This window comes from Pseudomonas sp. Choline-02u-1 (genome assembly GCF_002836515.1).
Classification (GTDB): Bacteria; Pseudomonadota; Gammaproteobacteria; order Pseudomonadales; family Pseudomonadaceae; genus Aquipseudomonas.
Map to the genome: position 1 here is coordinate 37,644 of NZ_PJBC01000062.1, position 25,179 is coordinate 62,822.

General features: G+C 57.4%; 29 protein-coding genes, 1 tRNA gene and 1 pseudogene. 10 read left to right on the forward strand and 21 right to left on the reverse strand.

Annotated elements, in window-relative coordinates; translation table 11 throughout:
* Positions 1 to 18 precede the first annotated feature (18 nt).
* Positions 19 to 894 carry a LysR family transcriptional regulator gene (locus CXF97_RS19255; protein ID WP_101159894.1) on the reverse strand — a complete coding sequence of 292 codons (876 nt, stop codon included), beginning with the start codon at positions 892 to 894 and terminating at the stop codon, positions 19 to 21.
* Between the two features lie 112 nt (positions 895 to 1,006).
* On the opposite strand from CXF97_RS19255, the gene CXF97_RS19260 reads away from it, so the two are divergent.
* From CXF97_RS19260 to CXF97_RS19275, 4 genes are all read left to right on the forward strand, one after another.
* Positions 1,007 to 2,206, forward strand: a complete 1,200-nt coding sequence (locus tag CXF97_RS19260) for a YbfB/YjiJ family MFS transporter (RefSeq protein ID WP_101159895.1) — start codon at positions 1,007 to 1,009, stop codon at positions 2,204 to 2,206.
* 61 nt (positions 2,207 to 2,267) lie between these two features.
* A complete protein-coding gene (locus tag CXF97_RS19265) occupies positions 2,268 to 3,266 on the forward strand; it encodes an NAD(P)H-quinone oxidoreductase (RefSeq protein WP_101159901.1) in 999 nt (332 codons plus the stop codon).
* A gap of 113 nt (positions 3,267 to 3,379) precedes the next feature.
* Positions 3,380 to 4,324, forward strand: coding sequence for an alpha/beta hydrolase (locus CXF97_RS19270; protein ID WP_101159907.1), 945 nt, complete (start codon positions 3,380 to 3,382; stop codon positions 4,322 to 4,324).
* A 46-nt stretch (positions 4,325 to 4,370) separates the two neighbouring features.
* Entirely contained in the window at positions 4,371 to 4,973 is a 603-nt protein-coding gene (locus CXF97_RS19275) for a hypothetical protein (protein WP_101159908.1), read from the forward strand.
* Positions 4,974 to 5,035: 62 nt separating this feature from the next.
* Here the strand turns inward: CXF97_RS19275 and CXF97_RS19280 are convergent, their stop codons facing one another.
* On the reverse strand, positions 5,036 to 5,365 hold the full coding sequence (locus CXF97_RS19280; RefSeq protein WP_101159909.1) for a hypothetical protein: 330 nt from the start codon (positions 5,363 to 5,365) through the stop codon (positions 5,036 to 5,038).
* Positions 5,366 to 5,560: 195 nt separating this feature from the next.
* Between CXF97_RS19280 and CXF97_RS19285 the strand changes: the two genes are divergently transcribed.
* Complete coding sequence (locus CXF97_RS19285) at positions 5,561 to 5,836, forward strand: hypothetical protein (protein WP_101159913.1); 276 nt, start codon at positions 5,561 to 5,563, stop codon at positions 5,834 to 5,836.
* Positions 5,837 to 5,963: 127 nt separating this feature from the next.
* Positions 5,964 to 6,179 carry a hypothetical protein gene (locus CXF97_RS19290; RefSeq protein WP_101159917.1) on the forward strand — a complete coding sequence of 72 codons (216 nt, stop codon included), beginning with the start codon at positions 5,964 to 5,966 and terminating at the stop codon, positions 6,177 to 6,179.
* A 76-nt stretch (positions 6,180 to 6,255) separates the two neighbouring features.
* On the opposite strand, the gene CXF97_RS19295 is transcribed toward CXF97_RS19290, so the two are convergent.
* The 3 genes and pseudogenes from CXF97_RS19295 to CXF97_RS19305 all read right to left on the reverse strand — a co-directional run bounded on the left by CXF97_RS19295 (position 6,256) and on the right by CXF97_RS19305 (position 8,978).
* On the reverse strand, positions 6,256 to 6,543 hold the full coding sequence (locus CXF97_RS19295; RefSeq protein WP_101159918.1) for a hypothetical protein: 288 nt from the start codon (positions 6,541 to 6,543) through the stop codon (positions 6,256 to 6,258).
* A 173-nt stretch (positions 6,544 to 6,716) separates the two neighbouring features.
* Entirely contained in the window at positions 6,717 to 7,742 is a 1,026-nt protein-coding gene (rtcA, locus tag CXF97_RS19300; protein ID WP_101159919.1) for an RNA 3'-terminal phosphate cyclase, read from the reverse strand.
* Between the two features lie 9 nt (positions 7,743 to 7,751).
* A pseudogene (locus CXF97_RS19305) lies at positions 7,752 to 8,978 on the reverse strand (RtcB family protein).
* 194 nt (positions 8,979 to 9,172) lie between these two features.
* Here CXF97_RS19305 and rtcR point away from each other — a divergent pair.
* Positions 9,173 to 10,777 carry an RNA repair transcriptional activator RtcR gene (rtcR, locus tag CXF97_RS19310; protein WP_101159920.1) on the forward strand — a complete coding sequence of 535 codons (1,605 nt, stop codon included), beginning with the start codon at positions 9,173 to 9,175 and terminating at the stop codon, positions 10,775 to 10,777.
* A 331-nt stretch (positions 10,778 to 11,108) separates the two neighbouring features.
* Here the strand turns inward: rtcR and CXF97_RS19315 are convergent, their stop codons facing one another.
* From CXF97_RS19315 to thrS, 10 genes are all read right to left on the reverse strand, one after another.
* Positions 11,109 to 11,339: a hypothetical protein gene (locus CXF97_RS19315; RefSeq protein WP_101159921.1), complete on the reverse strand. Its 231-nt coding sequence runs from the start codon at positions 11,337 to 11,339 to the stop codon at positions 11,109 to 11,111.
* A 569-nt stretch (positions 11,340 to 11,908) separates the two neighbouring features.
* Positions 11,909 to 11,985, reverse strand: a tRNA-Pro gene (locus tag CXF97_RS19325).
* A gap of 89 nt (positions 11,986 to 12,074) precedes the next feature.
* The gene (locus CXF97_RS19330; protein WP_003179985.1) at positions 12,075 to 12,431 is read right to left on the reverse strand and encodes a MerR family transcriptional regulator; all 357 of its coding nucleotides are present in this window, start codon (positions 12,429 to 12,431) and stop codon (positions 12,075 to 12,077) included.
* The gene (ihfA, locus tag CXF97_RS19335; protein ID WP_002553164.1) at positions 12,412 to 12,714 is read right to left on the reverse strand and encodes an integration host factor subunit alpha; all 303 of its coding nucleotides are present in this window, start codon (positions 12,712 to 12,714) and stop codon (positions 12,412 to 12,414) included. The genes CXF97_RS19330 and ihfA overlap by 20 nt, the downstream gene beginning before the upstream one ends.
* A gap of 3 nt (positions 12,715 to 12,717) precedes the next feature.
* Positions 12,718 to 15,096, reverse strand: coding sequence for a phenylalanine--tRNA ligase subunit beta (gene pheT / locus CXF97_RS19340; RefSeq protein WP_101159937.1), 2,379 nt, complete (start codon positions 15,094 to 15,096; stop codon positions 12,718 to 12,720).
* A 26-nt stretch (positions 15,097 to 15,122) separates the two neighbouring features.
* The gene (gene pheS / locus CXF97_RS19345) at positions 15,123 to 16,139 is read right to left on the reverse strand and encodes a phenylalanine--tRNA ligase subunit alpha (protein WP_101159939.1); all 1,017 of its coding nucleotides are present in this window, start codon (positions 16,137 to 16,139) and stop codon (positions 15,123 to 15,125) included.
* 109 nt (positions 16,140 to 16,248) lie between these two features.
* A complete protein-coding gene (rplT, locus tag CXF97_RS19350) occupies positions 16,249 to 16,605 on the reverse strand; it encodes a 50S ribosomal protein L20 (protein ID WP_002553161.1) in 357 nt (118 codons plus the stop codon).
* 27 nt (positions 16,606 to 16,632) lie between these two features.
* Positions 16,633 to 16,827: a 50S ribosomal protein L35 gene (gene rpmI, locus CXF97_RS19355; RefSeq protein ID WP_002553160.1), complete on the reverse strand. Its 195-nt coding sequence runs from the start codon at positions 16,825 to 16,827 to the stop codon at positions 16,633 to 16,635.
* A 60-nt stretch (positions 16,828 to 16,887) separates the two neighbouring features.
* Positions 16,888 to 17,439 carry a translation initiation factor IF-3 gene (gene infC / locus CXF97_RS19360; protein WP_169432615.1) on the reverse strand — a complete coding sequence of 184 codons (552 nt, stop codon included), beginning with the start codon at positions 17,437 to 17,439 and terminating at the stop codon, positions 16,888 to 16,890.
* Positions 17,439 to 19,361: a threonine--tRNA ligase gene (thrS, locus tag CXF97_RS19365; RefSeq protein ID WP_024012407.1), complete on the reverse strand. Its 1,923-nt coding sequence runs from the start codon at positions 19,359 to 19,361 to the stop codon at positions 17,439 to 17,441. The genes infC and thrS overlap by 1 nt, the downstream gene beginning before the upstream one ends.
* A gap of 370 nt (positions 19,362 to 19,731) precedes the next feature.
* On the opposite strand from thrS, the gene CXF97_RS19370 reads away from it, so the two are divergent.
* Both CXF97_RS19370 and CXF97_RS19375 read left to right on the forward strand, forming a co-directional pair.
* Positions 19,732 to 20,034 (forward strand): hypothetical protein, encoded by a 303-nt coding sequence (locus tag CXF97_RS19370; protein WP_101159941.1) that lies wholly within the window; start codon positions 19,732 to 19,734, stop codon positions 20,032 to 20,034.
* A gap of 291 nt (positions 20,035 to 20,325) precedes the next feature.
* Positions 20,326 to 20,538, forward strand: a complete 213-nt coding sequence (locus CXF97_RS19375; RefSeq protein WP_003179963.1) for a cold-shock protein — start codon at positions 20,326 to 20,328, stop codon at positions 20,536 to 20,538.
* A 64-nt stretch (positions 20,539 to 20,602) separates the two neighbouring features.
* Here CXF97_RS19375 and CXF97_RS19380 read toward each other — a convergent pair whose 3' ends face one another.
* Positions 20,603 to 20,920, reverse strand: a complete 318-nt coding sequence (locus CXF97_RS19380; protein WP_101159943.1) for an I78 family peptidase inhibitor — start codon at positions 20,918 to 20,920, stop codon at positions 20,603 to 20,605.
* A 166-nt stretch (positions 20,921 to 21,086) separates the two neighbouring features.
* On the reverse strand, positions 21,087 to 21,389 hold the full coding sequence (locus tag CXF97_RS19385) for a hypothetical protein (RefSeq protein ID WP_101159945.1): 303 nt from the start codon (positions 21,387 to 21,389) through the stop codon (positions 21,087 to 21,089).
* 130 nt (positions 21,390 to 21,519) lie between these two features.
* On the opposite strand from CXF97_RS19385, the gene CXF97_RS19390 reads away from it, so the two are divergent.
* Positions 21,520 to 21,720, forward strand: coding sequence for a hypothetical protein (locus CXF97_RS19390; RefSeq protein WP_101159959.1), 201 nt, complete (start codon positions 21,520 to 21,522; stop codon positions 21,718 to 21,720).
* Positions 21,721 to 21,754: 34 nt separating this feature from the next.
* Here CXF97_RS19390 and CXF97_RS19395 read toward each other — a convergent pair whose 3' ends face one another.
* From CXF97_RS19395 to CXF97_RS19410, 4 genes are read right to left on the reverse strand one after another with little or no spacing between them, the layout of a single operon-like run.
* Positions 21,755 to 22,783, reverse strand: a complete 1,029-nt coding sequence (locus CXF97_RS19395; RefSeq protein ID WP_101159962.1) for a nucleoside hydrolase — start codon at positions 22,781 to 22,783, stop codon at positions 21,755 to 21,757.
* Between the two features lie 31 nt (positions 22,784 to 22,814).
* Positions 22,815 to 23,219 (reverse strand): D-ribose pyranase, encoded by a 405-nt coding sequence (rbsD, locus tag CXF97_RS19400; protein ID WP_101159966.1) that lies wholly within the window; start codon positions 23,217 to 23,219, stop codon positions 22,815 to 22,817.
* Positions 23,216 to 24,133, reverse strand: a complete 918-nt coding sequence (gene rbsK, locus CXF97_RS19405; RefSeq protein ID WP_101159968.1) for a ribokinase — start codon at positions 24,131 to 24,133, stop codon at positions 23,216 to 23,218. The genes rbsD and rbsK overlap by 4 nt, the downstream gene beginning before the upstream one ends.
* Before the next feature lie 24 nt (positions 24,134 to 24,157).
* Positions 24,158 to 25,177 carry a LacI family DNA-binding transcriptional regulator gene (locus CXF97_RS19410; protein WP_101159970.1) on the reverse strand — a complete coding sequence of 340 codons (1,020 nt, stop codon included), beginning with the start codon at positions 25,175 to 25,177 and terminating at the stop codon, positions 24,158 to 24,160.
* Between the last annotated feature and the right edge of the window lie 2 nt (positions 25,178 to 25,179).

Sequence of the window (25,179 nt, forward strand, 5' to 3'; positions counted from 1 at the left end):
GGCAAAACCCGAGATCACTTATTCGTTTTCCAGCGCAAAGGCCTCCACGATCTGCTCGATCACGGCCCGCACCCGCGCGGTATGGCGCAGGTCAGCGTGGGTGACCAGCCACACTTCATACGGCAATGGCCGGGTCCGCTCCGGCCAGAGTCTGACCAGACCGTCACGCTCGCCCATATACACCGGGATCTCCCCTACTCCGAGGCCTGCGGCAATTGAGCGACGCACTAGAAGGCTGGAGCTGAGCGTCGCCACGATACGCCCACGGCTTAACGGCTCGGATACCAGTGTGAGGTCTTTTTTGCTCTGTAAATACGGCTGATACACCACCAGATCATGGCCCTCGAAAGCACTGCCGGGCTGCGGTCCACCATGGCGCTCGACGTAGGCCTGCGCTGCGAAAAGTCCTACAGGCCAACGGGCGATTCGTCGGGCGATGAGATCCGGGTTATCCGGCCGGGTATTGCGGACGGCGATATCCGCCTCGCGCTTGGCCAGACTGAGGATCTGCGTCGACGCATCCAGCTGAATCTGCACATCCGGATGCTGATCATGCAGGCGCGCCATCGCCGGGATGATGAAATCGATGGCCAGCGAGTCGGTGGTGCTGACCCGTACATGACCGGTCAGACGATCATCCAGCCCGTGGATGTGTCGCTCCAGTTCCAGCGCCGAGTGCTCCATTTTTTCCACACTTTTGAGCGCCGCCTCACCGACGGCGGTCAGCGCGTAGCCGTCGGATGTGCGCAGGAACAGCGTCGCGCGCAAAGATTTTTCCAGCGCGGTGATGCGCCGTCCTACTGTGGCCTGGTCGACGCCCAGAACCCGCGCAGCCCCACGCAATGTCGACTCGCGACAGACCGCCAGAAACACCCGCGCATCATCCCAATTCATGCTGATCCTCACCGAAGCAATTTTGCATCATCGTGCCGCTTAATCGCTGCATATGCGCAGCAACAATAGCCGATAAGGTGAGTGCCATACACCTCTTGCGAGATCGCTAAACATGCGTACTTCAAACTCTTCCGGCCTCTGGCTGCCAATCTTCGCCGGGCTTTGCGCCAGTCTGGTCAGCATTGGCCTGGCGCGGTTCGCCTACACGCCACTGATCCCTTCGCTGATTCAGGCGCAGTGGTTTTCAGCCAATGATGTCGTTTACCTCGGCGCGGCCAATCTGGTCGGCTACTTGATTGGCGCCCTCCTCGGTCGGCCTATGGCCCATCGATTGGGTAATCGCAACGCTTTGCGCCTGATGATGCTGGCTGTTACGGCAGCATTTTTTGCCTGTGCTTATCCGCTGTCGGTGAGCTGGTTCTTCGGTTGGCGCTTGCTGTCCGGCATTGCGGGTGGCGCGATCATGGTGCTGGTTGCGGCAACCGTGCTGCCTCACGTTCCGGCGGCGCGCAGAGGCTTGGCCAGTGGCGCGATCTTCCTTGGCATCGGCCTCGGCATCGCCGGTTCCGGAACCATCGTGCCCCCGCTGCTGACGCTTGGCTTGCAGGCAACGTGGCTGGGGCTGGGCGCGCTGGCGTTGTTGCTGACCGCATCGAGCTGGTTTGGCTGGCCTGCGGATACCGCGCACGCCGCGGCTGTGCATGGCCCGTCGGCTGATGAGCCGACACCGCCGGGTGTTTACCTGTTGTTCGCTCAATATGCGTTCATGGCCGCCGGGCTCGTGCCCGCCATGGTGTTTCTGGTCGATTACGTAGCTCGAGGGCTGGGGGCCGGGGCGCATGTCGGCGCAACGGTCTGGGTCATGTATGGCCTGGGGGCGATTGTCGGGCCGGTGACTTACGGCTTCCTGGCTGACCAGCTTGGCGCACGCGCAGGCATTCGAATGGTGCTGGTCGTGCAAGCCATCGCCCTCGGCTTGCTGGCCGTCACACATTCGTTTCTGGCGCTGGCATTACTGGCGGTGATTCTCGGCTCTTTCCCGCCGGGCATCGTGCCGCTGGCGCTGGCCCGGGTGCATGAGCTGGTGCCGTCGCATCACCGTCAACAGATTGCCTGGAGCCGCGCTACGGTGTCTTTTGCCACTTTCCAGGCGTTGGCCGGGTTTGCCTATTCGGCGCTGTTCAATGCTTCGGGCGGCCAGCATTCGCTGCTGTTTATGATCGCCGCCGGCGCGATCGGCGTTGCCCTGCTGCTGGAGCAAGCCATGCGCTGGCTGCCTGCTGCGACTCAAACTGGTTGCGCGGCGAACTGAAGGGAATCATTGCGCGTTGCCTGCGCTCCCATCTACACGACCTTTTTCACAGGAATCGACAATGTCACTGCCCAATGAAATGACCCGTATCGAAATAACTGAACCCGGCGGCCCTGAAGTGTTGCAAGCCAGGCGCGTGGCCCTGCCAACCGTTGCCGAGGGCCAGGTGCTGATCCGCGTTCACGCTGCCGGAATCAATCGTCCGGATGCCTTGCAGCGCGCCGGCAAGTATCCAATGAAACCCGGCATGGACCCGATTCCCGGGTTGGAAGTGGCTGGTGAAGTGGTCGCACTCGGCACCGGAGTAACGCGGTTCGCTGTCGGCGATCGTGTGTGCGCGCTGACCAATGGCGGTGGCTATGCCGAATATTGCGCCGTGCCAGCGGGGCAAACGTTTCCCGTGCCGGACGGTGTCGACTGGATTCAGGCCGCCGCGATTGCGGAAACCTTTTTCACTGTATGGGCCAACCTGTTCGGTCTCGGCGGTGCCAAGGTCGGCCAGCGCGTGCTCATTCACGGTGGCACCAGCGGCATCGGTACCACCGCACTGATGCTCTGTCGTGAATTTGGCATTGAGGCCTTCGCCACCGCTGGCAGCGCTGAAAAATGCGCGGCGATTCGTCAGCTTGGCGGGCAACCGATCAACTATAGGGACGAAGATTTCACCAGGGTCATTGCCGAAAAGACGGCAGATCAGGGCGTGAACGTGATTCTCGACATCATGGGCGGCTCGTATCTGAACGGCAATATCAGCGCACTGGCTCTGGACGGGCGCCTGGTGATGCTCGGCTTCCTCGGCGGTGCCCGCGCCAACGATATCGATTTGCTGGCGATCCTAGGCAAACGCGCGGTGGTCACCGGCTCGCTGCTGCGCGCGCGCACCGCTGCGGAGAAAGCCGCCATCGCCGATCAATTGCAGGAACACGTTTGGCCTGCCCTTGGCGCCGGACGCTGCCTGCCGATCATCGACAAGGTCTACCCGCTAGCTGACGCGGCTCAGGCCCATGCCCGCATGGAGGGAGGCGACCATATCGGCAAGCTCGTGCTGCAAGTAACGTGAGCGATTGCAGCATCTTGTAATCGTTGCGCATGCACGGTGGTCGAAAATAATCACGCGCAGACTGAGGCATCTGGTAAAAAGCGTTCTTTGTCTGCGCCGTGGTGAAACGATTAATGTTCCTGTCCTTACTGACTCGTCTGCGGCGCCGCCGGTTCGCGTTCGCCATGATGGCCGCGCTGATTATTGGCGTGCCGACGAGTTGTGCGGTGCTGGAACACACCGAGCGCAAACTGTTGTTCCGCATCGAACCGGGTACGGCCGGCTGGTATCGCGGTCTGCCCGGCAGCGTCCAGGAACTCGATCTGCAACCGAAAAGCTTCAGCGCCGGACAGAACATCCATGCCTGGTGGTGGCCGGCAGAACGTGCCAATGCGCCAGCGATTCTGTATCTGCATGGCGTGCGCTGGAACCTCACCGGACAACTGTTCCGCATCGAACAGCTGCGAGCGGCGGGGTATTCAGTGCTGGCCATCGACTATCGCGGGTTTGGCCAAAGCAAGGGCGACCTGCCGTCGGAGCGCAGCGTTTATGAAGATGCTCGCGTTGCGTGGGAACGCTTTCAACTGCTGCAGCCAGATCCGGACAAACGGCTGATCTACGGCCATTCTCTCGGTGGCGCAGTGGCGATCGATCTGGCCGCTGAACTTGGTCAGACAGCCGCGCGCAATCACACACCTCTGCCCGTGCGCGGCCTGGTTATTGAGTCGACCTTTACCTCGCTCGCCGATGTCGCCGCCGCCGTGGCTGACACCTCGCTTCCGGTGCGTTGGCTACTGTCACAGAAATTCGATTCCATCGACAAGATCGCCGACATTCATATGCCGCTGCTCGTCGTGCATGGCCTGGCTGATGCCTTCGTGCCGCCACGCTTCAGCGAGCAACTCTTTAACGCCGCTGAGCAGCCCAAGCGGCTGTTGCTGGTGCCTGGGGCGACGCACAACAACAGCATGGCGCTTGGTGGCCAGGGTTATCGCAAGGCGCTGGATGCGTTGATGCAGACCAAACCGTTGCCGCGGGTTGCCGGGCCGGCAGTGGCAAAACGATCTCGCGACTCTTGATTGAAGCACTGGCATACTGGCGCCCCTTCCGACATCACAACAAGGAATGAGTGTGTTAACCCGCCCCAATGCCCTCTGGATCTACTACCCGATTTGCTGGCTTGCTGTAGGTTCGGTTGTACTGCACAGCGCTTTTTATGACTGGTATCTGCTCACTCCGATCGACGTCGGCGGTACCTTTATGGGCGGAATGGGCGGCCAGTTGTTCGCCATTGGCTGGGTCGCCGCTACCGTGGCTTTGTTGTTGGCTCTGCTGGTGCGCATGCCGGGAGCGATTCATGCCTGCATACTGGCGGGCGTTATGCCTTTGGCCATAGGCGTCTGGTGGCAAATCAATTATCCGGACGACGCGGAACAAAGGATCTATAGCATCAGCCCTCATGAAATCGGCAGCGCGATGCTGATCGGTGCGGTGTTGTTGGGGCTCGGTCTGTTTTTGCGTTCAAGGCTCAAGAAGCAAGGCGCTCCCTCGCTTTGGGCGATGATCGCCAGATCGGTCATGGCGATAGTGATAGCGTCAGTGTTTATTGGCGTGCCCATTTATATCGCCAGACAGATGTCGTTGCCGCATTGCGCGTTTACCAAAGATGGCCAGCAGTTGACAGTGTGCTTGAGTGACGACGACAACGAACGCGTGATCGTCGACTGAATGCTCCGCCAAAATCCAAAAAGTACAAAAAAAGCCCAACCACTTCAGGTCGGGCTTTTTGCTTATCGCCGTGCCAACTCGTGGCGTACGCATTGTTCGTAATAGGTTTGCTTGACCGCCGCCGGTTTAAGCTTCGAACTGCTGTTGTAGGTCTGCTCGGTAATCCCCATCGCAGTCATGCGCATCCAGGGCTGCTGGAACCGGCGAACCTGCAGTTGCTTACGCGCGCCGTACAGCGAAACTCCCGACAGCTTGGATCGCTGCGCACCGGCAGCAATATCCGAACCCCAGGTGCAGGCGAAGCGATGGCCCTTGCTTAACTCTTTTGCCTGCACACCCGAAGCGATCCAAGCCAGGGAAAGCGTCGCAACGGTGATGACAATCGTCCGCATATAGCCAACCTAACCTTTTGAAAAAACGCGATTTTGCCGGGGTGCATTATCTCTGGGGGCCAGCAATTTGCCTGCTGTCGGGAATTTTTTATCAGGGGAGATACAGAGCAGTCTTCGCCGCTCGTCCAATGGCGCGCACCTTTGGCAGGCGAACCTATCCAAAACAGTACATTCCTTGCGTAGAAGGCCCACGAGATGAACAAGAAAATCTTTGCTCTGTCGTTTTTCAGCCTGTGCCTGATCGGCCCATTCCACGCTTCGGCTGCCGAGACGACAGCGGGCGCCGCCACCCCTGCTACCGCTCTGCCCGGTGTTAATCAGGCAGAAAGCTCTCGCGATCATGATGAGAAGGCGAACAAGAAAGGCGAAGAGTCCTCGGGCGCCAACTCAGGCTCCCAGCCGCATGAGACGGAAAAAGATGCTGCGACGTCGAGCGACTCCAGTGACCTGGACAAAAAACCGGTTCAGTAACAAGGATATTGCTATTTGTGAATAAAATTCAGATGCCGAAACTAGGCAGCGCAGGGTGATATCAATATGATGCGCGCACTGGCCACCATAGAGGGTGGCCAGAGGAAAATACACCCAAGGAATGCAAATGAAAGATTTCGTCATCGGCGTCAACAACATCGTCCTCTACATCGCACTGGCGGTCATCCTGATCGTGTCCCTGTTCATGATGAGCCAGAGCTTTCTTTCGGGTCTCGGGATGTTCGTAGGCGGCACCTTGAGCTGGTGCATCATCTCCGGCTTCTGGTTCGTGCAATCGGCAACTTATGAAGAACTGCGCAAGCTGAATTCGAAGACCAACTGATCCAGGTATTCGTTAATAAAAAGGCCAATGTCATCGACATTGGCCTTTTTATTTCAGCTGCGAAGGAACTGATTCGTCATTGTTTGGTGCACTGAGCGCCCAGGCCCATACCCATGGAACCCAGAGCAACCATCGGCCCGCTCGGCAACTCGCAAGTGTACTCGCCGTTTTCGGTTTGAGCGTTGTAGAAGGTTGTGTTGAAGTCGTTGCGGATGTTGGAAACCTTGATAACCGGTTTGCCGATGGTGGTCTGTGCCCGATTCTTGAGATCACTCTCTCCCGGTTTGACAGTCTGGCATCCACTGACCGCGAGTGCCAAAGTTGCGAATAAAGCGAGACCCGGGATTGTCCTTGATGAGTTCATAGCAGATCGACCTTTTGATTTTCATACCAAAGAAGTTTGACAGTCAGCTGCCAAGCGAAAGGACTTTAAAGTCGAGTCGGTACAGGGGCAATTAGGTCAGATGTGCTAGTGGCTGAAGGCTAGCGGCGCTCTCAGGGAGGTTTTGCGACGACTTTCGGGATTGCAGGCCGGTACTAATCAGTCTGTAAAATCTCTATTCGCAATCGAGCAGCGCCCTCCTCTCGACAATCAAAACAAACCGGCAAAAACAGCTGGATAACTTCGATGTTACTGCGCAGATGATCCGTCATGCGCGGCGTGGTCAACGTTCCGCCACCAGCCAGCGCCATCGGCAACAGCAACTGATCGGCCAGATGCTCTGCCACCGCAGCATCACTGCGCAGCCAGTCGACAGCCTGATTGATTGCGGTATCGGCCACCTTCTCGGCACGTAACGACACTTGGCCAAACGCACTGAACACCTCAGTGACGTGCTCAAAAACGTACTCCAACAACAGCACATTTCCCGGACCGCGCGCCGGCTCAATGGTCATCTGTTGCAGCGCATCCGACGGCCAATTCAGACGCTTGGCGACATGCGTGAGTTCACGCTGAGCAACGGTAGGCGCAAGTCCGGCAGTCAGTGCCAGAGCCTGTCGTGAAATTGACTTGCCGCGCTCACACAGATTCAGCCGCGTCAGGTGTGACGGCTGCACCCTTACTGCAATCTCGCCACCGCCAGCCGGCACAAAACCATGACGCACCAAGTCCAGTTCGACATCGCCGCCCATGCGCCGCAGCAGCGGTAGCCAACTGCGCGAGAGAAAATCAGTCGGCGGCGCCAGCGGATTGTGCGTGCCGCCAGTGATCGTCACCCGACTCGCCTGCGGTGCTCGCATCAACGCGGGCAACAGTGTCTGCAACACCAAAGTACAACTGCCCGCTGTGCCGATGGCGAATTGAAAATCGCCTGCACGGATTGCGCCCGGTTCAAAGCTCAAGGCCTGCGAACCCAAATGCGCACCGGATATCTGCGCACCGCAAACCTCGGCCGCCGCCATTACTGCCGTCAGATGCTGACGCAGCAGTCCCGGACGGCTGCGTCTGGCGCGAATCTGTTTAATCCGAAACGCCCGGCCTGTCACCATCGACAGGCTCAGCGCACTGCGCAACACCTGACCGCCGCCGATTGCACCGTCCAGTTCAATGATTTCTTTCATTGCACATCCTTATCCTTTAACGCACACCACCTGACGCAGCGTGTGCAGCACTTCCACCAACTCGCGCTGGGCGTGCATGACTTTGTCGATGTCCTTGTAGGCCATCGGAATTTCGTCGATGACCGCTTCGTCCTTGCGGCATTCCACATGCGCAGTGGCGCGAATCTGGTCAGCGACGGTGAAGGTACTCTTGGCCTTGGTGCGACTCATGGTGCGCCCGGCGCCGTGGCTGCAGGAACTGAACGACTCTTCATTGCCCAGCCCGCGCACAATGAAACTCTAGGCGCCCATCGAGCCCGGAATGATCCCCAGTTCGCCCTTCTTCGCCGACACCGCACCTTTACGGGTGATCAGGACGTCTTCACCGAAATGCCGCTCTTTCTGCACGTAGTTGTGATGGCAATTCACCGCTTCCAATGCGACTTCGAAAGGCTTGCGAATGACCTGCCGCGTGGCCTGAATCACCGCGCGCATCATCAGTTCACGATTCTGTCTGGCGAAGTCCTGCGCCCAGCCCACTGCCTCCACATAGTCATCAAAATGTCGGCTGCCCTCTTCGAAATAGGCCAGATCACGGTCCGGCAGATTGGCGATGTGCTGACGCATATCCGCTTGCGCCATCTGAATGAACAGATTGCCAATCGCATTGCCGACACCACGCGAACCACTGTGCAGCATGAACCAGACCCGATTGGCTTCATCCAGGCACACTTCAATGAAGTGGTTGCCGCTGCCGAGTGTCCCCAAATGCCCACGGTTGTTGGTGTTGGCCAGCTTCGGATACTTGTCGGTGATCAATCTGAAGCGTGGCTGCAAACCCGCCCAGGCCTGATCGGCTTGCTGCGGAATCTTGTCCCAGGCGCCTTTGTCTCGCCGCGAACGATCCGAACTGCGGCCATGGGGGACCGCTTGCTCGATGGCGCTGCGCAAACCATGCAGGTTGTCCGGCAGATCCGCAGCGGTCAGTGATGTACGCGCTGCGATCATGCCGCAGCCGATGTCGACCCCCACCGCCGCCGGGATGATCGCGCCAACCGTTGGTATCACGCTGCCGATGGTTGACCCTTTCCCCAGGTGCACGTCCGGCATCACGGCCAGATGTTTGAAGATGAAGGGCATCTTCGCGGTGTTCATCAACTGTGCACGGGCTTCGTTTTCTACCGGAACGCCTTCGGTCCAGAGTTTGATTGGCTTGCCGTCGGCGACTTCGAGAAGTTGGTAGCTCTGATCATTCATATTGTGGTGTCCCTGTTCGTTTATCCAAGCATTGCAGCCGCTGTGCCAGATTCGAGCGCAGACATGATTTTTTATTTATGTTCTTGATTTATATCGTTTTTATTCTCGAAAAAGATTGAATTCTTAAATCAGAAAAGACAAAACCCTCTCTAAAAATTATTATTGCCTATCGTTATTTATCTTATGAGATAAACATGTCTGGTAAGCGCACCGTCGTCATTGGATTCATCGGAGCCACCCTGGATCGTGTCGGCAAAGGCGCCAACCGTTGGAATCACTGGCGGCCAACCGTGGGCCTTTGCCAGCAAGCAGATTTGCCAGTCCATCGGCTTGAACTGATTCACGGCCTCGATGCTCGCGACGTGAGCCTCGCCGAGCGCGTCCGAGCCGACATCCAGCAGCAATCTCCAGCGACCGACGTGCGCCTGCATCCGATGTCGCTGCGCAACCCTTGGGACTTCGAAGAGGTCTACGGCGCCCTGCACGACTTCACCACCACTTACCATTTTGACACCGAGCACGAGGATTACCTCGTCCACATCACTACCGGCACCCACGTCGCGCAGATTTGCTGGTTTCTGCTCACCGAAGCGCGCTATCTGCCGGCCAGACTGGTCCAGACCTCCCCCACCAAACGCAAGAGCGATGACGAGCCCGCCTGCGGCACGCATACGCTGATCGATCTCGACCTGTCGCGCTATGATCGCATCGCCTCACGCTTCGCCAGCAAACGCCTCGAAGGCTTGGCATTTCTCAAGTCCGGTATCGCTACACGCAACGCCGCATTCAACCGCTCCATCGCGCAAATCGAGCGCGTGGCCCTGCGCTCAAGAGCGCCCATGCTGCTGATCGGCCCGACAGGCGCGGGCAAATCCTTCTTGGCGCGACGCATCTACGAACTCAAGCGCAGTCGCCATCAAATGCAGGGACGCTTCGTCGAAGTCAACTGCGCCACCCTGCGCGGTGACGGCGCAATGTCGGCCCTGTTCGGCCACGTCAAAGGTGCCTTCACAGGCGCGCAAAATCCTCGCGATGGCTTGTTGCGCGCTGCCGATGGTGGAATGTTGTTTCTCGATGAAATCGGCGAGCTCGGCGCAGACGAACAGGCGATGCTGTTGAAGGCAATCGAAGAGAAACGCTTCTTCCCATTGGGTTCGGACAAGGAAGTCGAGAGCGACTTCCTGATCATCGCCGGCACACACCGCGATCTGCGAAGTCGAGTCGCCGAAGGCTTGTTTCGCGAAGATCTGTATGCGCGCATCAACTTGTGGACGTTCGATCTGCCCGGCCTCGCCGGTCGCCGCGAGGATATCGAGCCAAATATTGATTTCGAGCTGGAACGCCATGCTCACGAACAGGGTGAGCGGGTGCGCTTCAATCTCGAAGCACGCCGGCGCTACCTGACCTTCGCCAGTTCACCTGAAGCAGCCTGGCTGGGCAACTTTCGCGAACTGTCCGCATCGATTACCCGAATGGCGACTTTGGCCGATAGCGGGCGCATAGATGAAGCGCAGGTAGAGGAGGAGATCGATCGGCTGCGGTATGCGTGGAGACTGGCGCAACCCACTGCAGCATCAGCCGACTTGCCGGGGGACGGCGAGAACATGGATTTGTTCGACCGCTTGCAGCTGAAAGCGGTTATTGAGGTATGCCGACGGGCGGATAGCCTTTCCGATGCCGGCCGGCAGCTCTTCGCTGTCTCTCGACAGGCCAAAGCGCAGCCCAATGACGCCGATCGCCTGAGGAAGTATCTAGGGCGGTTCGGACTTGAATGGAGCGAGGTCGTGGGCACGAAGTGAAGTATGACTTGGCATTTCATGCCCACACGACCTTAATGATTGCCGTAGAAAAAATGAATTAGCTGCCTGATCCCTCGGTCAAGAATTATGAACGCAGTAAATCTGACGAGGTGACAGCAATGACTATCCAGGCAGAGACACTCGTACAACTGACCAAAGCGCTTGAAAAGCGTGGCATGAAGATGGTGTCAGACGTTCATTTCACTAGAGCGCCTTACCGATACAACCACCGCTGGATCTGCATCGTAGAGTAGACATGCTTGTTGCCGGCGCCTGGACAAAGCATCCAGCCGCCGGCGCCGCTCAGCTTCGACTCTTAAAAGCTGCTTGCTCAAGCCCAGATGACCGTCTCCGTATTGATCTCCGCCACTTCGGTAGCGTTGAACTGCCGCTGGCGGTGAAGGTCGTCTCGCATGTCCGTAAAGTTGATTTTCTTGATAGTTAGTTCTTTCAGAACCAAGCCCGAAATTCTATAAATGCCGCAGTCCGAACAATCGATAAGTTCGCCGCCATGAGCTTCTTCCGCTACCTTCGCCTCGAGGCCGCATAGATAACATTTCATTTTTGAACTCCTGTTTGCCGGTGTTCAACAGATCGTCTCGTCGACAAGGAAGTTTCAATCGAAAAGCGTCACCAGCGCAGAGCGATTGTGGATCGGATCCTTAACCACGATTCGGCAGCAATAAAAAACCCGGCGCGAGGGCCGGGTCTTGTGCGAGATGAGTTCATTGCGCTTTTTTCGCGCCGCCGTTGTCGCGGCCCGTCTGGGCATCTTGATCAGAGCCAGGATTGCCAGGTGGAGGATTCCAGTCTTCTGGGCGTTCGTCGGTACCCTGCTTTGGCTCGGAGACAGCCCGCTCCAGACCAGAATCGTGCCCCTCGCCAGATTCAGGCGTTTGCTCGCTTGGCCCTGGATATGGCGCTTCAGGGCCGTTGTTGTCTTCTATCATCATCTTCTCCCGTCAGTGGCGCACAGGCTGCGCTTAGTAATTAGAGAAATGTGCAGACAAGGAGTGCGATTTACTTGACGAGCGGGCATAAAAACACGACACACCCTAAGAAGACAGGTTCCAGAATCATCCTGCCAGAAACAACAAAGCCGCTCGAAAGCGGCTAAGTCGTTGAATTGTATGGTCGGGACGGAGTGATTCGAACACTCGACCCCTAGCACCCCATGCTAGTGCGCTACCGGACTGCGCTACGCCCCGACTGATGTTGCGTTTCGTTCTCCACCTTGAAGAACGCTCAAGAATATATCGCAAGCGTTTGAAAACTGGAAGTATTCAAACGCAGCTTTTTATTTCTTGAGTACAACCAGCACGTCTTCCAATTCGGCAATCATCTGCCGAATCATCTGTTTGTACTGGGTAGTGTCGTCTTTGGCTTCGTCGCCGGACAAGCGCAAACGTGCACCGCCGATGGTAAAACCCTGATCGTAAAGGAGCGCGCGAATTTGCCGGATCATCAGCACATCCTGGCGCTGATAATACCGGCGGTTTCCGCGGCGTTTGACGGGATTGAGCTGAGGAAACTCCTGCTCCCAGTAGCGCAGCACGTGTGGCTTTACGGCACACAGCTCACTGACTTCACCAATGGTGAAGTAGCGTTTGCCCGGGATGACGGGGAGTTCGTCGTTATGACTTGGTTCCAGCATAAGCCTCAACTCGGGCCTTCAACTTCTGCCCTGGACGAAAGGTGACCACACGGCGAGCCGTGATCGGGATTTCTTCCCCCGTTTTCGGGTTGCGGCCAGGCCGCTGGCGTTTGTCCCGAAGGTCGAAATTGCCGAAACCGGACAATTTTACCTGCTCGTTGTCTTCAAGAGCGTGCCTGATTTCCTCGAAAAACAGTTCAACCAATTCCTTGGCTTCCCGCTTGTTCAGGCCCAGCTCTTCATACAGACGTTCCGCCATCTCAGCTTTCGTCAAAGCCCCCATACGTCACTTCCTTAACGTGGCGTTCAACCTTTGTTCGAGCGAGGTGAGGATATTTTGCGTCGTCGTGTTCACCTCATCGTCATTAAGAGTGCGCGATGGATGCTGCCAGGTCAAGCCGACTGCAAGGCTTTTTCTATCAGGATCAATACCTTTACCCTGATATACGTCAAACAGCCTGAGCTCTGTGAGCCATTCGCCTGCATTTTCACGGATTACGTCCAGCACCGCCGAGGCCGCGACGTCTTTGTACGCGATCAGTGCAAGGTCACGACGCACTTCAGGAAAGCGCGACAACTCGTGGAATTTCGGCATTTTACCGAGCGCCACCTCCGCCAGAACCAGCTCGAAGACGAACACCGGACGATCCAGGCCCAGCGCTTTCGACAATTCAGGATGAATGGCGCCGATGAAACCGACTTCACGACCTTCGCGTTCGATGCGCGCGGCTTGGCCCGGGTGCAACGCCGGGTGTTTGCCCGGAGCAAAGGTGAACGAATCCAGCGCACCGGCGAAGCCCAGCACCGCTTCCACGTCAGCCTTGACGTCGAAGAAGTCCACCGTATCGCGACCCTGTGCCCAGCCTTCCGGCAGGCGGCTGCCACACACCACACCCGACAACATCGGCTCTTGCTTCAGACCTTCGAGCTGGCCGATGAATCGCAGTCCGCTTTCGAACAGACGCACTCGATCCTGTTGGCGATTGAGGTTGTGTTGCAGCGCCTTGATCAGGCCCGGCCACAACGACGAACGCATGGCAGCCATGTCATTGGAAATCGGATTGGCCAGCAACAGAGGCTCGACGCCCGGATTGAACAGTTCGAACTGACGCGGCTCGATGAAGCTGTAAGTGATCGCCTCCTGGTAACCACGAGCAACCAGCAGACGGCGCAGCTCAGGCAGATCGCTGCGCGCTTCTGCCTTGGCTTGTGGTGCCAGACGCGCTTGCGGGTAACGAACCGGCAGACGGTTGTAGCCATAAAGACGGGCCAGCTCTTCGATCAGATCGACTTCCAGGCTGATGTCGAAGCGATGGCTTGGCACTTCAACGCGCCACTGCCCTGCTCCATCGGCGGTAATCTTCAGACCCAGCCCGCTGAGCAGGCTTTCAACCTGAGCTGAATCCATTTCCATCCCGAGCATTTGCGCGATGCGCTGGGCACGCAGAGTGATCGGAGCGATCGACGGCAGATGTTGCTCGCTGACAGTCTCGATGATCGGACCAGCTTCGCCGCCAGTGATTTCCTGCAGCAGGCCCGTGGCTCGCTCCATGGCTTCACGGGCCAGTTGCCAGTCAACGCCACGCTCATAACGATGCGAAGCGTCGGTGTGCAGGCCGTAGGAACGGGCCTTGCCGGCAACAGCGATCTGATCGAAGAACGCGGATTCCAGAAACACATCGCGCGTGGTCGCGCAAACACCGCTGTGCTCGCCACCCATGACACCGGCGATCGCCAAGGCGCGAGTATGGTCGGCGATGACCAGCGTATCGCTACGCAGGCTGACTTCCTGACCATCGAGCAGAACCAGCTTCTCACCCTCTTCAGCCATGCGCACGCGAATGCCGCCATTGATTTCGGCGAGATCGAACGCATGCAGCGGCTGACCCAGCTCGAGCATCACGTAGTTGGTGATGTCGACGGCAGCGTCGATGCTGCGCACGTCGGCGCGACGCAGACGCTCAACCATCCACAGCGGCGTCGGCTTGGACAAATCAACGTTACGGATCACACGACCCAGATAACGCGGGCACGCGGCTGGCGCGAGCACTTCGACCGAGCGCACTTCGTCATGAGCGGCAGGAACGGTGGCCACCACCGGACGCGTTACCGGCGCGGCGTACAGCGCGCCGACTTCACGGGCCAGACCGGCCAAGGAGAGGCAGTCACCACGGTTCGGGGTCAGATCGACCTCGATGCTGGCGTCTTCCAGATCCAGGTACACACGAAAATCTTCGCCCACCGGCGCATCGGCCGGCAGCTCCATCAGACCGTCGTTGCCTTCACCGACCTGCAACTCGGCCTGCGAGCACAGCATGCCGTTGGACTCGACGCCGCGCAGCTTGGCTTTCTTGATCTTGAAGTCGCCCGGCAGTTCTGCGCCGATCATGGCGAACGGAATTTTCAGGCCCGGACGCACGTTTGGCGCTCCGCATACGACCTGGAAAGTTTCCGCGCCATTGCTGACCTGGCACACACGCAATTTGTCGGCGTCGGGGTGCTGTTCGGTGCTCAGCACCTCACCCACCACCACACCGCTGAATACACCGGCGACCGGCGTAACGCTATCGACCTCAAGACCGGCCATCGACAGACGGGCAACCAGCTCGTCGCGATCTACCTGCGGGCTAACCCAGCCACGCAGCCATTGTTCACTGAATTTCATCCTGCTCTCCTAAGAATTCGTTACGACTAGCGAAATTGCGCGAGGAACCGCAAGTCGTTGTCGAAGAACAGACGCAAGTCGTTCACGCCGTAACGGAGCATGGCCAGACGCTCGACGCCCATGCCGAAAGCAAAGCCGGAGAACTCTTCCGGATCAATGCCAGACATGCGCAGCACGTTCGGGTGAACCATGCCGCAGCCCATCACTTCCAGCCAGCCAGTCTGCTTGCAGACGCGGCAGCCCTTACCGCTGCACATCACGCATTCCATATCGACTTCGGCGGATGGCTCGGTGAACGGGAAGTAGGATGGACGGAAACGTACCGCCAGCTCTTTCTCGAAGAACACTCGCAGGAATTCTTCGATGGTGCCTTTGAGATCGGCAAAATTGATATCGCGATCAACCAGCAGGCCTTCGACCTGGTGGAACATCGGCGAGTGAGTAATATCGGAGTCGCTGCGATACACGCGGCCTGGGCAGACGATGCGGATCGGCGGCTGCTTCGATTCCATGGTGCGAACCTGTACCGGCGAGGTATGGGTGCGCAGCAGCATGTTGGCATTGAAATAGAAGGTGTCATGCATCGACCGGGCCGGGTGATGGCCTGGGATGTTGAGCGCTTCAAAGTTGTGGTAGTCGTCTTCGACCTCAGGGCCTTCGGCAATGCCGTAGCCAATGCGGGTGAAGAACTGCTCGACGCGCTCCAGCGTCCGTGTGACCGGATGCAGGCCGCCAGAGGTCTGACCACGGCCCGGCAATGTCACGTCGATGGATTCTGCAGCCAGTTTGGCAGCCAGTTCGGCTTCTTCAAACAGGGCCATGCGCGCATTGAGAACGCCTGTAACACGTTCCTTGGCAACGTTGATCAGCGCGCCGACTTGCGGACGCTCTTCTGCCGGCAGATTTCCCAGGGTCTTCATCACCTGAGTCAATTCGCCCTTCTTGCCAAGGTATTGAACCCGGATTTGCTCCAGGGCATTGATATCTTCAGCGCTTTGCACAGCCTCTAGTGCTTGAGCGACCAGCGCATCCAGGTTTTCCATGTACAGACTCCAGATACAAAATAGGGGAAGAGCTTGAAGGCTCTTCCCCTATTTATGACGTTTAACACCTGACCTCACAAAGGTGAGGCCGGGTGACTGTCGGGGGTACTTAAGCCAAGGTGGCTTTAGCTTTCTCGACAATCGCAGCAAACGCCGCTTTTTCGTTCACTGCCAGATCAGCCAGAACCTTGCGGTCGATCTCGATGGACGCTTTTTTCAGGCCAGCGATGAAACGGCTGTAGGACAGACCGTTAACACGAGCACCGGCGTTGATACGAGCGATCCACAGAGCGCGGAACTGACGTTTTTTCTGACGACGGTCACGGTAGGCGTATTGGCCTGCCTTGATTACCGCTTGCTTGGCAACACGGAATACGCGGGAGCGTGCGCCGTAGTAGCCTTTAGCAAGTTTCAGAATTTTTTTGTGACGCTTACGGGCAATGACGCCACGCTTTACACGAGCCATGAGTTACTTCCTCTATTCTTGACTAAATTAACGAAGGCGCAGCATGCGCTCGACTTTTGCCACGTCAGACGGATGCAGCAAGCTGCTACCGCGCAGTTGACGCTTACGCTTGGTCGACATTTTAGTCAGGATGTGGCTCTTGAAAGCGTGCTTGTGCTTGATGCCGTTAGCAGTTTTCAGAAACCGCTTGGCAGCACCACTTTTGGTTTTCATTTTTGGCATGTTCGGATACTCCGCATTCAGTTGATAAACATAATCAGAAGGCCTGCCGTGCCCTGTTGATTACTTCTTCTTTTTCGGGGCGATGACCATGATCAGCTGGCGTCCTTCCATCTTAGGATGCTGTTCGACCGAACCGTACTCGAGCAGGTCTTGTTCAACCCGCTTGAGGAGTTCCATCCCCAGCTCCTGGTGGGCCATCTCACGGCCGCGGAATCGCAAGGATACCTTGGCCCTGTCCCCGTCACTCAGGAAACGTACCAGGTTGCGCAGTTTTACCTGGTAATCCCCTTCCTCCGTCCCTGGACGAAACTTGATTTCTTTAACCTGAATCTGCTTCTGGTTTTTCTTCGCCGCGGCAATCTGTTTCTTCTTCTCGAAGATCGACTTGCCGTAGTCCATCACCCGGCAAACAGGCGGGACTGCGTCTGCGGAAATTTCCACCAGATCAAGCTTTGCTTCTTCAGCGATACGAAGCGCTTCATCAATCGAGACGATGCCAATCTGCTCGCCATCAGCGCCAATTAACCGAACCTCGCGTGCCGAGATATTCTCGTTGATCGGGGCTTTCGGTGCAGCTCGTTTATCTTGTCTCATTTCACGCTTAATAATAATTACTCCGAATCTGGGCGACCACGCCGGGAAACCGCTTGCGCGAGAAACTCAGCGAACTGGGCGACGGGCATCGAGCCCAGGTCAGCACCTTCACGAGTACGCACAGCGACAGTCTGCATCTCGACTTCCTTATCTCCGATAACCAAAAGATAGGGAACCTTGAGCAAAGTATGCTCGCGGATTTTAAAGCCGATCTTTTCATTTCTCAAGTCGGACTTGGCACGAAATCCGCTTTCGTTGAGAGTTTTTTCAACCTCTGCAACAAAATCTGCCTGTTTATCAGTGATATTCATGATCACCGCCTGCGTTGGCGCCAGCCAGGCAGGGAACGCACCTTCGTAGTGCTCGATCAGAATCCCGACGAAACGCTCGAACGAGCCGAGGATCGCGCGGTGCAGCATCACCGGGTGTTTGCGGCTGTTGTCTTCGGAGACGTATTCAGCGCCCAAACGGACAGGCAGGTTAAAATCGAGCTGCAAGGTACCACATTGCCAGACGCGACCGAGGCAATCTTTTAGCGAGAACTCGATCTTGGGCCCATAGAAGGCACCCTCGCCCGGCTGCAGATCGTACGGCAGACCAGCAGAATCAAGGGCTGCAGCCAATGCAGCTTCAGCGCGATCCCACAGCTCGTCGGAACCGACGCGTTTTTCCGGACGAGTGGACAGTTTCATTTCGACTTCGGTAAAACCGAAATCGCGATAGACGTCCATGGTCAACTTGATGAACGCAGCGGACTCGGCCTGCATCTGCTCTTCCGTGCAGAAGATATGCGCGTCGTCCTGAGTGAAAGCTCGCACGCGCATGATGCCGTGCAAAGCACCCGACGGCTCGTTACGGTGGCACGCACCGAACTCGGCCAGACGCATCGGCAACTCGCGGTAGCTTTTCAGGCCCTGATTGAACACCTGCACATGGCACGGACAGTTCATCGGCTTGATGGCGTAGTCACGGTTTTCCGACTGGGTGGTGAACATGTTGTCGGCGTAGTTGGCCCAGTGCCCGGATTTCTCCCACAGGCTGCGATCGACGACTTGCGGAGTTTTGATCTCAAGGTAGCCGTTGTCACGCTGGATCTTGCGCATGTACTGCTCAAGCACCTGGTACAGCGTCCAGCCGTTCGGATGCCAGAACACCATGCCCGGCGACTCTTCCTGCGTATGGAACAGGCCCAGACGCTTGCCGATCTTGCGGTGGTCGCGTTTCTCGGCTTCTTCGATGCGCTGGATGTAGGCCGCCAGCTGCTTCTTGTCAGCCCAGGCAGTACCGTAGACGCGCTGCAATTGCTCGTTCTTGGCATCGCCACGCCAGTAGGCACCCGACAGCTTGGTCAGCTTGAAGGATTTCAGAAAGCGCGTGTTCGGGACGTGAGGACCCCGGCACATGTCGACGTATTCTTCGTGATAGTACAGACCCATGGCCTGCTCGTTCGGCATGTCTTCGACCAGGCGCAGCTTGTAATCTTCGCCGCGAGCCTTGAACACTTCGATCACTTCAGCGCGCGGAGTGACCTTCTTGATGACGTCGTAATCCTTCTCGATCAGCTGCTGCATGCGCTGCTCGATGGCGGCCATGTCTTCCGGCGTGAAAGGACGCTCGTAAGCGATGTCGTAATAGAAGCCTTCGTCGATGACCGGGCCGATGACCATCTTCGCAGTCGGGTACAGCTGTTTGACCGCGTGGCCAACCAGGTGCGCGCAAGAGTGGCGAATGATCTCCAGCCCCTCTTCATCCTTTGGCGTAATGATTTGCAGGGTCGCGTCGCTGCTGATGATGTCGCTGGCGTCGACCAGTTGGCCATTGACCTTGCCGGCGAGCGTGGCTTTGGCGAGCCCTGCACCAATGGATGCGGCGACCTCGGCTACGGAAACCGGGTGATCGAATGAACGTTGACTGCCGTCGGGAAGAGTAATAGTTGGCATGGCGCCTCCTCTCCTAGTGGTGACCCCTACCAAAGGTCACGTGGGTTGGGATGAGCCAGTACAAGATCCGATCCAGGCCATTCAATGACGAACGCCTGCCTTACAGCGGCAGGAGCCTTGCGGCCAACCGGAAAACCGAACCAGAGTGACTGGGATTCAAATCGGAAATATTCGCACGCCGACCGCTTCGTGACTGAAGGTCATCCGAAGCCTGAGAACGCTTGAGCCCGGCATGCTAGCACAGATGAGCGGTCGCTTACGCCCTGATTTGGCTGAAGGCAGATTGTCCGTTTTTATGCCAGAGTGCTGAACTTGATCGGCCATTGCGCCCTCAGATAACAAGACATTGACCCACAAGGAGCATCCTCGCATGCGTCTGAAAAGCTTATTCGCTGTCGTCGCCCCCGTCGTTCTGCTGCTACCACTGAGCGCCCATGCCGACTGGCCCAAAGGCGAGCGCGAAAAGTACATGGCCCAGTGCACCCAGGCTGCCACCCAACAGATCGGTGCTGCCGCAGCGAAGTCCCACTGCGCTTGCGGTGCTGACGCTATCAAGTCCTATCCGGCCAGCGATATTCAGGCACTGATGGACAACAAGGCAACGCCTGAACTGCAACAGAAAGCCCTTGGCCAGATCGCCAAATGCAAGGCAAATACCCCAGCGAAAAAATAATCAAACCGAGCATTCTGATCGGCTGAAAGGCGAAAAAAAGTGTTGGAAATGAGCCTTTTCAGACGATTTATGCAGGTTTTACAGGTTTTTTTATCGTCTTTACGTTTCGCTGCAAGCCTTTCAAACCGGGGCTTACAGCAAAAACAGGCGATGAAGAAAACACGACTGATTGGCAAACAGCACGTCCGGGGGGGCTACCAAAGCGAACATTTCGACTATGATACCCGGGTGTGCCCAGTTGGCCTGAGCAGCACAGTACTACTGAAAATATATGTTTCTTGGAGATACACCATGTCTAATCGCCAAACCGGCACCGTTAAATGGTTCAACGATGAAAAAGGCTTCGGCTTCATCACTCCTCAAGGTGGCGGTGACGACCTGTTCGTACACTTCAAAGCTATCGAATCCGACGGTTTCAAAAGCCTGAAAGAAGGCCAGACCGTCTCTTTCGTGGCTGAGAAAGGCCAAAAGGGTATGCAAGCTGCACAAGTCCGCCCAGAGTAATTTCTTGGCGCACTAAAAAAACCCCGTCCTGGTGACGGGGTTTTTTATGCCTGAAACAAAGTGCTCAGCCGCAGTTGACTCGGGTAACCACCAGATTGTTGTCAGTGTTCAGATTCAGGCGATCGGAGCGATATTCCAGAGTGATCATGTCGTTTGGCTTGAGGAAGCGCGCGTTTTGCGCCCCAGCCTTGGCGCGCGCCTGATCCAGCAACTCAGGGGACGCCTTTTTGCCGATGGCAAATTGTGCTGCCGATGCTTCGCAGCGGCTATTACCTGAAACAGCCGCCACGGGCTCCTTTGCCGACTCGCTGGAGGTTGTGCTGCAACCGGCCAACAGAGCAGCGGCCATAAGTGCACCCAGTGTCGCGAACTTCAAAGGCATGAAGCCTCCTTGTTTTCAAATGTTTAAGCAGAGATCGTGCGACCGCCAGCTCGGCGTTTGGTTTCACTGCCGAAGCCATGTCTGCCCCACGAGCGGAAAAATGCCGAGTGTGCCTGAGCAGCACCGCCTGACTCAGCAAACAATCGTGACTGAATATTAATGCAGCTCAATAAACGTCGATGTAGTCATCGGACGGATTTGGCCAGTTGTCCTTAAGCGCGTTGAAGATCTGCATAACCCAGACCTCATCGCTGGCTGCGACATTGCCCACATAGCCCGAGCCCTTCGCCCACGTTTCCAGGCGAAACAACAGACCGTCGATATCCTGTCCGCCGGTCACGGTGGACAGATAAGCGATGCCACCTTTAGTCACGCGCAATTGGTTGTGTACGTCATCGCTGGCCGAGGCCAATAGTTGGCGTACAGCCTCAAGAGTCAGGCCATCGGGAGAATTCAAGTCAATCTGCACAGCGGTGTCCCTGAAAAACCGTGAAAGACCAAGTGTCGCATAGTGCCCCGCTCATGCCTAAGTCGCAGTGCCTAACGACGCGCAAAATGGTTAACTCGAAAACATACATCCCGACCTTTCGAGCCTCCTCATGACCAGCCTCAGTATCGACGCCGCCATTAACGCCAAATGGGCAGACGGACACAGCTCTTACAGCCCCGGCACGACGGAAGAGCTGGCGTTGATCGGCATTGATCTATTGGTCAAGGAGCTGGGAATCGAGGCGGCGCAGCAATTTATCAATCAGGTATTCGAACGATACCCGATCGTACCGGCCGAGCAGGCACAATGAAAACCCGCAGGCCGTGGCCTGCGGGTTAGCAGGCTTATTTAAGGCGTTTCAGGCGCTCGGTCAACAGATCAAAGAAACCTTGGGCGTCACCATTTTCAACCCAGAACGCGTTCTTCGGTGCTTTCAATCCGTCGTACCAGTCAACGATGGTCTGCCCGAATGTCGGCCCTTCCCTGCTATCCACCACGACATTGACCGCTCGTCCGGTAAACAGCTCCGGTTTGAGCAGATACGCCACAACAGTGGCGTCATGCACCGGGCCACCCGGAATACCGTAGTGCTCCATATCGCCCTTGATGTACTCGTTGAGAATGTCGCCTACGATCTTGCTTGCATTGTTGTTCAGCGCAGCAATCTGCTTCAGCCGCGCATCACTGGTGAGGATCTTGTGCGTCACGTCCAGCGGCAGGTACGTAAGCTTCACGCCGCTCTTGAGAACCACTTCAGCAGCCTGCGGATCAGCGAACAGGTTGAATTCGGCAACGGGGGTGATGTTGCCACCGTTGAAATGCGCCCCGCCCATGATCACCACTTCCTTGATGCCTTGAACAATCTCAGGCTCCTGGATCAATGCCAGCGCCAGGTTGGTCTGCGGACCGAGCATGGCAATGGTGATGCTGTGCGGCTTGGCGGACTTCAGGGTGTCGATCAAATAGTTGACCGCATTCCCTTTCGCCAGGCCTTTCTTCGGCTCGTGAACCGTGACGCCCGACAAGCCTTCCTTGCCATGAATGTTCTCGGCGTAGATCGGCGTGCGCATCAGTGGTTTCGGCGCGCCGGCGTAAACCGGCACGTCTTCGCGCCCCGCCCATTCGCGAGCCAGCCGTGCGTTACGGGATGTTTTGTCCAGTCGCACATTGCCGGCAACGGTCGTCAGCGCACGGATATTCAGTTCATCAGGTGACGCCAGAGCAAAGAGCAAGGCGACCACGTCGTCAGCGCCGGGATCGGTGTCGATAATCAGGTCGATCTTTTCCGCCGCCTGAGCGCCGGTCGCAGTTATCACGGACAAAAGCAGCAGGCTCCGGATCAGTTGGTGGAACTTTTCAGCATAGCGTTGCATGGCGCATTCCTTGTGCAGGTGAAATCGGAAATCAGAATGTAACCCCGGCGACCAGAACGATGTTGCAGTACGGCTGACATTCTCCTGTACGAATGATCGCCCTTGCCTGTCGGCTAAGCACTTTGAACTGCTCATGGGTGAGCAGATCCCTGCGCCCCAGCGCACCCTCTTCATTCAATGCATCGAGATCAGCTAGCGCCGTCGGTTGCTTGTCGAAGATCTCCCTGGCCAGTACATGGCTTTCCACCTGCATTTCGCTGAGCACGACTTTCAGTGTGCTGACGAATTCAGGGATGCCATGGGTGAGCGCCAGATCGATCAATTCAACACCCGGTGGCACCGGCAAACCGGCGTCACCGATCACCAGCATGTCACCGTGACCGAGAGACGCGATCAGTCGCGACAGCGCGACGTTGAGCAGAGGAGTCTTTTTCATGCGGGTCTGAACGCCTGTACTTCGGACATGGTTGGAATGGACGGTTGCGCACCGGCACGGGTAACCGACAGCGCAGCGGCGATCTGACCGTAGCGAATCGCCTCGGCCTCAGACTTGCCACTGGCCAGCGCCGCGGCGAAACCGCCAACAAAAGTGTCACCCGCTGCCGTGGTATCTACCGCCTTCACCGTCGCTGCGGGGAAATGCTCGAAGCCCTCGCCATTGGCGAACAACGATCCTTGCGCGCCCAAGGTGACGATGACTTTGCCGGCACCCATGGCAATCAAATGAGTGGCAGCCGTTTCAGCCGTCTGCAGCGAGTCGACCGCCAACCCGCTTAATGCAGCCGCTTCGCTCTCGTTGGGAATCAGGTAATCAATCGCGGCAAACCAGTCTGCTGGCAAGGGACGACTGGCCGGCGCCGGGTTGAGGATTACGGTTTTGCCCAACTCACGCGCACGCTTGAGCGCATGCCCGACTGTCGCATCGGGGATCTCAAGCTGACAGATCACTACATCGGCAGTCTGCAAGACTGCATCAAAGCGGTCGATAACTGCTGGGGTCATCGCCCCGTTGGCACCGGCGACAATCACAATGGCGTTCTGGCTGTTGTCATCGACTACGATCAGCGCCACGCCACTGCAACCCTCTACGACACTGACGGCCCGACAGTCGATGTGCTCGGTCAATAACGCCTCGCGCAGTTGCACGCCATAGTCGTCATTGCCCACACAACCGATCATCGCCACCCTCGCGCCCAAGCGCGCAGCAGCAACCGCCTGATTGGCGCCCTTGCCGCCCGACACGGTAGCAAAAGAATGACCGATCAGCGTTTCACCGCCGCGTGGCAGCCGTGGCGCCCGGGTGACCAGGTCCATGTTCAGGCTACCTATTACCACTACATTTGCTGGCATACATCACTACTCATCAATTCGGTTTCAGCGATATTCGGTGAACACGCCGGACAGCGGCGCAGTCGATTCGCGCAGCACAATGCTCGGGGTTACGATGCGTTGATCGGCACCTGAGTCAGGCGCAGCGATTCTGCGCAACAGCACCTCGGCGGCCATCTCGCCCAGTTGCAGTATCGACTGGCCTACCGTGGTCAGCGCCGGATAGACATAACGGCTCATTTGAATGTCATCGAAGCCGATCACCGACAGCTCAGCCGGCACCCGCACGTTTCGTTCGGCCGCTGCGCGCAGCACACCGATGCCAATCATGTCATTACCGGCAAAAATCGCGCTGGGCGGACTGCTTTCGAGTAGCCGGGCAGCGGCGTTGTAACCACCGGTACTGGTGAAATCGCTGTCCAGCATGCGCTCTTCGCGCACCTCTATCCCCGCCTCTTGCAGCGCTCGGCAGTAACCGGCCTGACGCATTTGCGCCACGCTGGTACTGGCCGGACCGCCGATGGTGGCGATGTCGCGGTGCCCCAGCTCTAGCAGGTGACGGGTGGCCAGATAAGCGCCGTATTCGTGGTCGATGCGCACCAGATCGGCATTCACACCTTCCAGGCCCCGGTCGACGATGACCATCGGCGTCTTCACCCCCGCCAGCCCTTCCGCCAGACCACTGTCACCGCCCGCGGAGGCGACGATCAAACCGTCGATGCGTTTTTCCAGCAACACGCGCAAATAACTGCGCTGCTTGTCCGGATTGTCGTCGGAGTTGCAGAGGATCACGCAGTAGCCGTTACGCTCGCAGTAATCCTCGATTCCCCGCGCCAGTTCAGCGAAGTACGGGTTGAGGCTATTCGGCACCAGCAGGCCGATGGTGGCGGTGGTCTTGGCTTTCAGCGAGCGCGCCACGGCACTGGGTACGTAGTCGAGGCTTTTGATCGCCGCCTCAACTTTGCGCCGCACTTCCTGACTGACCGGCCGGGTGTTGTTCACCACGTGCGACACGGTTGTATAGGAAATGCCCGCGAGCGCCGCTACATCCTTGATCGTTGCCATGG